Source organism: Sphingobacterium sp. B16(2022), assembly GCF_012030425.1.
In the GTDB taxonomy this organism is placed as follows: Bacteria; Bacteroidota; Bacteroidia; order Sphingobacteriales; family Sphingobacteriaceae; genus Sphingobacterium; species Sphingobacterium anhuiense.
The window spans coordinates 1-7,701 of sequence record NZ_JAAUVN010000009.1 but is presented as its reverse complement, the minus strand read 5'-3'; the positions used below and the strand labels follow the sequence as shown (position 1 = coordinate 7,701).

Here is a 7,701-nt window from a genome sequence, read left to right as displayed (position 1 = left end):
CGGATCAGCCGTTCCTCCCTTGCGGAGTGGTGCAAAGATAGCACCTTTTTATAATCACTTCCTAATCTTTTCCGGAAATAGTTTGCCGTGAACCGGTAAACAGCTTATAACCTGACCGATAAATTTATGGTTAAACATATAATTAATAGAAAATGTATAATCTCTGCTCAAAATCGATTGTCGATTCTGTAGATTGTTTAGTGATATATCATATTTATAAATATCTTTATACATCTACAATAACCAAAATTAGTAATCAAAATGGCTAAAACTACCTTAAAAGATATCTCTAAAGCATTGAATATATCAATCTCAACAGTTTCCAAAGCTTTATCAGATAGTTATGAAATTAGTGAGAAGACCAAAAAGGTTGTTCAGGACTACGCTACAAAAATGAATTTTAGCGTTAATAAAGTGGCACAAAGTCTTAAAATCGGGAAAACAAATACTATCGGTGTCATTGTATGCGCGATTAATAATACATTTATAGCAGAAATACTAGACGGAATTCAAAAAGCATCTATAGAAACAGGCTTTGATATCATCATTATGCAGAGCAGAGAAGATATACAGGTTGAGAAATCCTGTATTGAAGTTTTAAACTCGAGAGGTATTGACGGACTTTTGATTTCACCAGTCAGCGAATCATCGAATCTGAGTTTATTGAAAGAATTACAAGAAAACGGAAAACCAATCGTTATTTTTGATAGAACAGTCAATCAATTAAAAACGGATAAAGTCGGTGCCAACAATTTCGACGGGGCTTATAAAGCTACCAAACACCTCCTCGAACAAGGACGTACAAATATCCTTCATATTACAGGACACCAATTAGGTGTTTCCAAAGACAGATTAAACGGATATAAAGAAGCTTTAAGAGAATTTGAAATTCCACTAAAGCCCTATTACTTTATTGAATGTAATATTCAAGATACCGCAATACTTGATAAACAAATCAAAAGCGCCATACAAAAAACACTAAACACAGAACATAAGCTAAATGCAATTTTTGGAGCTACCGATGTCATCACCACAAGAACACTCGGAATTCTAGCAGAACTCGGGATTAAGGTTCCAGAAGAAATCGCTGTTATTGGCTTTTCTAATATTTCTATTCCAACGTCACTCAACCCTGCATTGAGCAGAATCAAACAGCCTGCAAGTGAAATCGGACATACTGCAATGAAAAAACTCATTTATCTTATTAAGCGTCCATCACATAACGATTTTGAAACAATCGAACTAGAAACTACCCTGGAAATAAGAAAATCAAGTCTTTTGACTTGATTTTGCACCTCAGTTAGCTTTTTTACTTTTTAAAATAGGCAACCGCATTGTGATAACAAATATCCGCTATAACCTTTCCAATCATATCGACATCATGCGGAAGGTACCCCTTGATGATATCTTCTGCAAAAATATTAGCAAGCAATCTTCTAAAATATTCGTGTCGAGAATAAGACAAGAAGCTTCGCGAATCGGTTAACATCCCAATAAAACAACTGATCAAACCATAATTAGAAAGTGCATTTATCTGTTCTGTCATACCATCCAACTGATCCTGATACCACCATCCTGAACCAAATTGAATTTTTCCCTTCATATTCCCGCCCTGAAAATTACCGATCATTGAACCAAAAACAGCATTATCAGCAGGATTAACATTATATATGATTGTCTTGGCCAATTGATCCTTCGTATCGAGATAATTAAAAAAATCTGCCATACGATCAGCTTGAGGGTAGTCCCCAATAGAATCATATCCCGTATCAGCACCCAAAATTGTCAGCTTCCCTTTATTTGTATCACGCAACGGACCTAAATGAAATTGCTGCGCCCAATTTTTTGCATGGTACTTTGAGCATAATTCACTTAAAACATAAAAAACAAAGCTATCTTCCACTTCCAAAACTCCAGTATCATCTCCATTGATCACGCGAATAAAAGTAGAATTCACTTCCGCTAAATTAAATGCCCCTTTTTTAGGCAGATATTTCAACCCATGATCTGAAGCCACACAACCCAAAGAGTCAAAATAATTAATTCGTTCATCAAGTGCTTCTAATAAAGAATCCAAGTGGTGTATTTTTATTCCGCTCACATCGGATAGTTTTTGCACATAAGCTCTAAATACATCTCCTTTCGATAACTGAAAAACCTTATCTGGGCGAAACGTCGGAAGTACTTTTGTGTTAAATTCAGTATTTAAACTTAAAGCCTTATGAAATTCCAGACTATCAATTGGATCATCAGTTGTTCCCACCATCTCAACATTAAAATGGTTCAAAAGTCCCTGAGTACTAAAACTCGGTTCCTTCAATTGTTCCCTTGTTTGTTCATAAATAGCATGTGAACTTTGAATGTTGAGGAATTTGTTAATTCCAAATGGATTCTTAAGCTCCATATGTGTCCAATGATACAGCGGATTTCTCAATGTTTGAGGCACAATCTCCGACCATTTTTGAAATTTTTCAAAATCAGAAGCTTCTCCTGTAATATATTTCTCTTCAACTCCCAAAGTTCGCATAGCACGCCATTTGTAATGGTCACCATAGAGCCAAATTTGAGCAAGATTGTCAAACTGATGATTATTGCTAATCTGATCAGGGGGAAGATGATTATGGTAATCTATAATAGGAAGATCTTTTGCATAATTATGATATAGCTGTTGTGCAATATCCGATTGCAGTATAAAATTATGATTGATAAAATCTGACATTCTTTTTTGTTTATTGACCTAAAATTCCATATTCTAATCCCCTGAGTTCTGCGAGCCCTCTCAAACGACCAATTGCAGAATATCCAGGATTCGTCTTCTTATTTAGATCATCCAACATTTGATGACCATGGTCAGGTCTAAAGGAAATAGGTCTGATTCGATTTTGATTTTCAGTGATCAAAATTTTCATCACAGCATACATATTTACATCACCATCTAAATGATCAGCTTCAAAGAAACTTCCTAAAGTGTCTTTCTTTACATTTCTCAGATGCGAAAAGTAAACTCTTTCTTTAACAGCGTCCAAAATGGATGCAACATCATTCGACTGACTAGCACCAAGAGAACCTGTGCAAAAGCAAATGCCATTAAACGGCTTATTAACACCTTCAAGTATTGCTACCAGATCAGATTGATTGCTCACAATACGTGGAAGACCTAAAATTGGATATGGCGGATCATCGGGATGTATAGTCATTTTAATCCCCTCCCGTTCACAAACGTCACTTATCGATGACAGGAAATGAAGCAAATTATTTAATAATCCCGTTCGACCAAGCTGACCATACACAGCAATGCTGTTATTCAGGTCCTGTAGTGTAATATCATTTTCTCCAGGGATTCCCATCAAAACAACTTGTTCTAACGCATCAAGATCTTGCTGTGAATAAGAAGAAATTTTTTTTTCAACTCCTTCCAACATCACTGTTGTATAATCCTTGACTGCATCTATTCGCTTTAGAATATGAATATCAAATACGGCAAGATCAATCCAATCAAAATACAAAGCTTTTGAACCATCTTTCATCAATAGATCTAATTGTGTTCTGGTCCAATCTAAAACAGGCATGAAATTATAAGTAATGATCTGAATTCCACATTTCGCTAAATTCTCCAAAGACATCACATAGTTTTCAATATAATATGCGGCATCATTGCTTCCTGTTTTTATCGCCTCATGCACTGGAAGACTCTCTACGACCGACCAGACTAATCCACTATCTTCAATAATTCTTTTACGTTCTAAAATATCTTCGACAGGCCAAACATCGCCATGGGCAATATGGTGCAATGCCGTTACAATACCTGTCGCACCAGCTTGTCTTATATCATCCAAGGAAACGGGATCATTAGGCCCATACCATCTCCAAGTTTGTTCAAGTTTCTTCATACCTTAAATTTATTAAACCCCACACCATGCGTTAAACCCGCCATCAACAAAAATCGTTTCACCAGTAACCAAAGCAGAAGCATCACTTAATAAGTAGACTAAAGTTCCCTTTAGTTCATCTGGCTCTCCTAAACGTTGATAAGGCATCGCATTAATAAATTTCTGCGCCCGGTCGGAATATGTACCATCGGGGTTTATCAGTAGATTTCGATTTTGCTCTGTTAAAAATACCCCTGGTGCAATTGCATTGACACGTACCTTATCACCGTATCGTAAAGCTAATTCAACAGACATCCATTTCGTGTAGCCATCTACACCGTGTTTTGCAACCGTATACCCCAAAACTCTAGTTAATGGTCTACTTGCTGCAAGTGAGGAAATATTAACAATAGAACCCTTACCAGATTCAGCTATTACACGTCCAAAAATATGTGTCGGAATAATTGTTCCATTCAAATTAAGCTCAATTGCTTTCAGCGTATCTCTTATATCATGGTCAAAAAGATTTTGTTCAGGCTTTATTGTTGCTCCAGCAATATTACCGCCAGCGGCATTGACCAAACCGTCAATCGTACCCCATTTCGCTATTATTTCATCCTTAGCCCTTATCACGTCCTCTTCGTTCAAAACATCTACTTGTATTGCTAATGCCTCAGCACCTTTCGCCTCAATAGCCTGGACTCGTTCTTGGAGTTTTTCTTTATTCCTACCCAGTACTGCAACCTTTGCACCAGCTTCAGCCAAAGCATCTACAAAAGATTTTCCTAGAACTCCAGTTGCACCGGTAACCACAACAACGTGATTGTTCAATGAAAATTTATCCAATATCCCCATTTTATAATTGTTAGATTTAAAGTTACCAATTTTATGAAATAATTAATTCCTAAAGAAACATCCTTATAACTTTATTTACTCAAACGTTTTCGAAATTATAGACACAATCAATACAGAAATACAATTATTTATACTACTTTCGAAAAGTAAACTAATAACTTATGGATAAAAACACAGTCCTTTGCTTCGGAGAGATTCTTTATAGATTACAAGCAAAAGATGAATATTTCTTTAATGATGACCAATCGGTAGTCTATTCCTATCCAGGAGGATCAGAAGCGAACGTTGCTGTTGCTCTTGCCTCGCTATCAATACCGACTACTTACGTGTCTGTTGCTCCTGATCACTCTTTAACCAAGGAGATTTTAAACACACTCAATCACAAAAACGTCGATACCTCCAAGTTTATATTTGGTGGCGAACGCTTAGGTTCTTACATATTGCAATCGGCAAATGGTTTAACAAGCGGAGAGGTAATATACGATCGTAAGTACTCGTCATTTTCCACACTTAAAGCGGAAGATATTGATTGGGATGAACTATTTACCGACTGTTCATGGTTTCATTGGACAGCCTTAACACCTGCATTAAACGAGGAATTAGCACAGCTCATGCTAACAGCATTGAAAATAGCGCAAGAAAAGAAAATCACCATATCTGTCGACCTCAATTATAGAAGTAGGTTATGGCAATATGGAAAACAGCCTCTAGATATTATGCCTACATTAGTTTCATATTGCGATGTTATTATGGGAAATATTTGGGCTGAACACAAAATGCTTGGAACTTCTATTCATGAGCAGTTGGTCAGAAATACCTCTTGCAGCGAATATTTCGACTATTCCAGTTTAGTTGCTCAAGAAATATTTGAAAAATATCCGAAATGCAAACATATCGCTAATACGTTTAGATTTATGGACAACCCTAAACATAATCTATTTTACGGTACATATCATAGCCCTGCAGAAAATAAAATAAGTACTATTTTAGAGACAAATGACTTAATTGATCGTATTGGTAGCGGAGACGCCTTTATGGGAGGTCTAATTGCTGCTATTTATGAAGGTAAGTCTGCTCAAGAAATTATAGACACTGCGACCCAACTCGGATTCAAAAAACTATTTAACAAAGGTGATTTCATCAATTTATAATAATCAACATGCATACTATCCTATCCAAGATTGAAAGTTCTCCCATTATCCCCGTCTACTATCATGACGATATTGACCAATGTATTGCCATTTTAACATCATGTTATAATGGTGGAGTTCGCGTTTTCGAATTTGTCAATAGAGGTCCTGAAGCGCATAACAACTTTAAGGCTCTGCTTAAATACCGCGATGACAATTTCAAAGATTTAAAGCTAGGAATTGGAACCATTAAAACGAAGCAACAAGCTCTAGATTTCATAAATATAGGAGCAGAATTTATTGTTAGTCCTATTGTGAAAGCAGAAATTGCAGATGTGACCTTAAAAAATAATATACTTTGGATACCGGGTTGCATGACTCCCACTGAAATTTCAGTTGCTGAAGAATTAGGTGCACCATTAGTAAAACTTTTCCCCGGTGATGCCTTAGGAGCAAATTTTTTGAAAGGTATCAAGCCTCTATTTCAATCATTGAAATTTATGCCTACAGGTGGTGTATCATTAGATGAAGAAAATCTGTTAGCGTGGTTCCAAGCTGGAGTATCAGCAGTAGGTATGGGATCAAAGTTATTTAATGGCCCGACAGAATCAGAAGAAAATAATTATATTGAAAATAGATTACAAAAAGCTTTTCAGTATATTGAAAGCTTAAAATAGAAAAATAAAAAAAGCTCTAACTTTCGTTAGAGCTTTTTTTGTCGGGGTGGCAGGATTCGAACCTACGACCTCCTCGTCCCAAACGAGGCGCGATACCGGGCTACGCTACACCCCGAAAAGGTATCACCTTTTGTTTTATTGTGATGCAAATATACAGCGAATATTAGTAATGTCAAATTTATTTTTCACTTTACACAATAAAAGACTGATTAGCTGACAAATAAATTTCAATTAACCAAAAAAACAATCTCATATTTAAGGTGATTGATAGAATAATCTGCCTCTCCATGGTCTAAATCGATAATTTTTTGGAACCTGTTTCTTCTCTAAAGAATAGCTTTTATCAGTCCATTCGCTATTACAAATGCTTAAATTGATTTCAAAAAAACAAAAATGAGTAAGTATAAACCTTTAAACTATATAATAAATTTCAATATTTTTGATTAGTTGAAAAGAGATTTACGTTCATTTTCATTCCATTTATCCTGAATAGATGTGCTATGTCTAGTTCTAAATTAATTGTGTATTTCGCCGATTTGCACTCATTCAGAAATCCTACTGATTTCTGAATTACACAAAAGTAGCAACCATATGTTTGAGCTAATTAATTTTAAAATCTAGGTTGAATTTCGATCAATTTTCAGGCTTGTAAATCCTTTTTCAACAGACGTAACTACATAAGTAGCTTAAATTCTAAAGGCAATAAATTCTTTAAAAGAATACAAACGGCTCACAGCTAGCGTTTTATATATTATATAGCAATGAACAATCATTTACTAAATTTCTATTTATTGAAATATTCAAGATTACACCTCTAATTAATGAGTTCTTAAAGAAGCAAATTAGACCAGTGAAATAATTCGATTATTTAGAGAAAACATGAAAGTACTTTAACTGGTTTAAATGTGTTAAAAATTAGAGATTGCAAGATACGGAGACATTATGCTTGTCCGATAGGAAGAGGATGTAGAAGCTGAATAGGTCAAATGATGAGCATGAAGGGCCTGCAGAAGTTACTGAAAGAACAGGAATAGCCCTGTTCACAGCATAAAAAAGGTCTAAACACAAAAAAGCCTCTGCTGTATAGCAAAGGCTTCTGTATAAAAAAAGGCACCGACCTACTCTCCCACCTGTTACGGCAATACCATCGGCTCTGGCGGGCTTGACTTC

General features: G+C 35.7%; 7 protein-coding genes and 1 tRNA gene. 3 read left to right on the top strand and 5 right to left on the bottom strand.

Going from position 1 to position 7,701, the window contains the following annotated elements; translation table 11 throughout:
- Positions 1 to 261: 261 nt before the first annotated feature.
- Positions 262 to 1,287: a LacI family DNA-binding transcriptional regulator gene (locus tag HCX49_RS25195; RefSeq protein ID WP_021191083.1), complete on the top strand. Its 1,026-nt coding sequence runs from the start codon at positions 262 to 264 to the stop codon at positions 1,285 to 1,287.
- Positions 1,288 to 1,309: 22 nt separating this feature from the next.
- Here the strand turns inward: HCX49_RS25195 and uxaC are convergent, their stop codons facing one another.
- The 3 genes from uxaC to HCX49_RS25180 are packed head-to-tail and all read right to left on the bottom strand — an operon-like array spanning position 1,310 to position 4,724.
- Positions 1,310 to 2,719: a glucuronate isomerase gene (uxaC, locus tag HCX49_RS25190; RefSeq protein WP_021191082.1), complete on the bottom strand. Its 1,410-nt coding sequence runs from the start codon at positions 2,717 to 2,719 to the stop codon at positions 1,310 to 1,312.
- 10 nt (positions 2,720 to 2,729) lie between these two features.
- Positions 2,730 to 3,890, bottom strand: coding sequence for a mannonate dehydratase (gene uxuA / locus HCX49_RS25185; RefSeq protein WP_132773955.1), 1,161 nt, complete (start codon positions 3,888 to 3,890; stop codon positions 2,730 to 2,732).
- Positions 3,891 to 3,902: 12 nt separating this feature from the next.
- Positions 3,903 to 4,724, bottom strand: a complete 822-nt coding sequence (locus HCX49_RS25180) for an SDR family oxidoreductase (RefSeq protein ID WP_021191081.1) — start codon at positions 4,722 to 4,724, stop codon at positions 3,903 to 3,905.
- Between the two features lie 161 nt (positions 4,725 to 4,885).
- Between HCX49_RS25180 and HCX49_RS25175 the strand changes: the two genes are divergently transcribed.
- Together HCX49_RS25175 and HCX49_RS25170 are read left to right on the top strand one after the other, a co-directional pair.
- Complete coding sequence (locus tag HCX49_RS25175) at positions 4,886 to 5,875, top strand: sugar kinase (RefSeq protein WP_168128474.1); 990 nt, start codon at positions 4,886 to 4,888, stop codon at positions 5,873 to 5,875.
- Between the two features lie 8 nt (positions 5,876 to 5,883).
- A complete protein-coding gene (locus tag HCX49_RS25170; RefSeq protein WP_132773951.1) occupies positions 5,884 to 6,531 on the top strand; it encodes a bifunctional 4-hydroxy-2-oxoglutarate aldolase/2-dehydro-3-deoxy-phosphogluconate aldolase in 648 nt (215 codons plus the stop codon).
- Between the two features lie 41 nt (positions 6,532 to 6,572).
- Here HCX49_RS25170 and HCX49_RS25165 read toward each other — a convergent pair.
- Together HCX49_RS25165 and HCX49_RS25490 are read right to left on the bottom strand one after the other, a co-directional pair.
- Positions 6,573 to 6,646 (bottom strand) — tRNA-Pro (locus tag HCX49_RS25165).
- A gap of 800 nt (positions 6,647 to 7,446) precedes the next feature.
- A partial coding sequence (locus tag HCX49_RS25490; protein ID WP_206368726.1) for a hypothetical protein occupies positions 7,447 to 7,701 on the bottom strand: 255 nt, incomplete at its 5' end.

Excerpts from the sequence above, each read along its gene's own strand:
- HCX49_RS25195 (WP_021191083.1), top strand. The coding sequence starts at position 262 with ATGGCTAAAACTACCTTAAAAGATATCTCTAAAGCATTGAATATATCA.
- uxaC (WP_021191082.1), bottom strand. The coding sequence starts at position 2,719 with ATGTCAGATTTTATCAATCATAATTTTATACTGCAATCGGATATTGCA.
- uxuA (WP_132773955.1), bottom strand. The coding sequence starts at position 3,890 with ATGAAGAAACTTGAACAAACTTGGAGATGGTATGGGCCTAATGATCCC.
- HCX49_RS25180 (WP_021191081.1), bottom strand. The coding sequence starts at position 4,724 with ATGGGGATATTGGATAAATTTTCATTGAACAATCACGTTGTTGTGGTT.
- HCX49_RS25175 (WP_168128474.1), top strand. The coding sequence starts at position 4,886 with ATGGATAAAAACACAGTCCTTTGCTTCGGAGAGATTCTTTATAGATTA.
- HCX49_RS25170 (WP_132773951.1), top strand. The coding sequence starts at position 5,884 with ATGCATACTATCCTATCCAAGATTGAAAGTTCTCCCATTATCCCCGTC.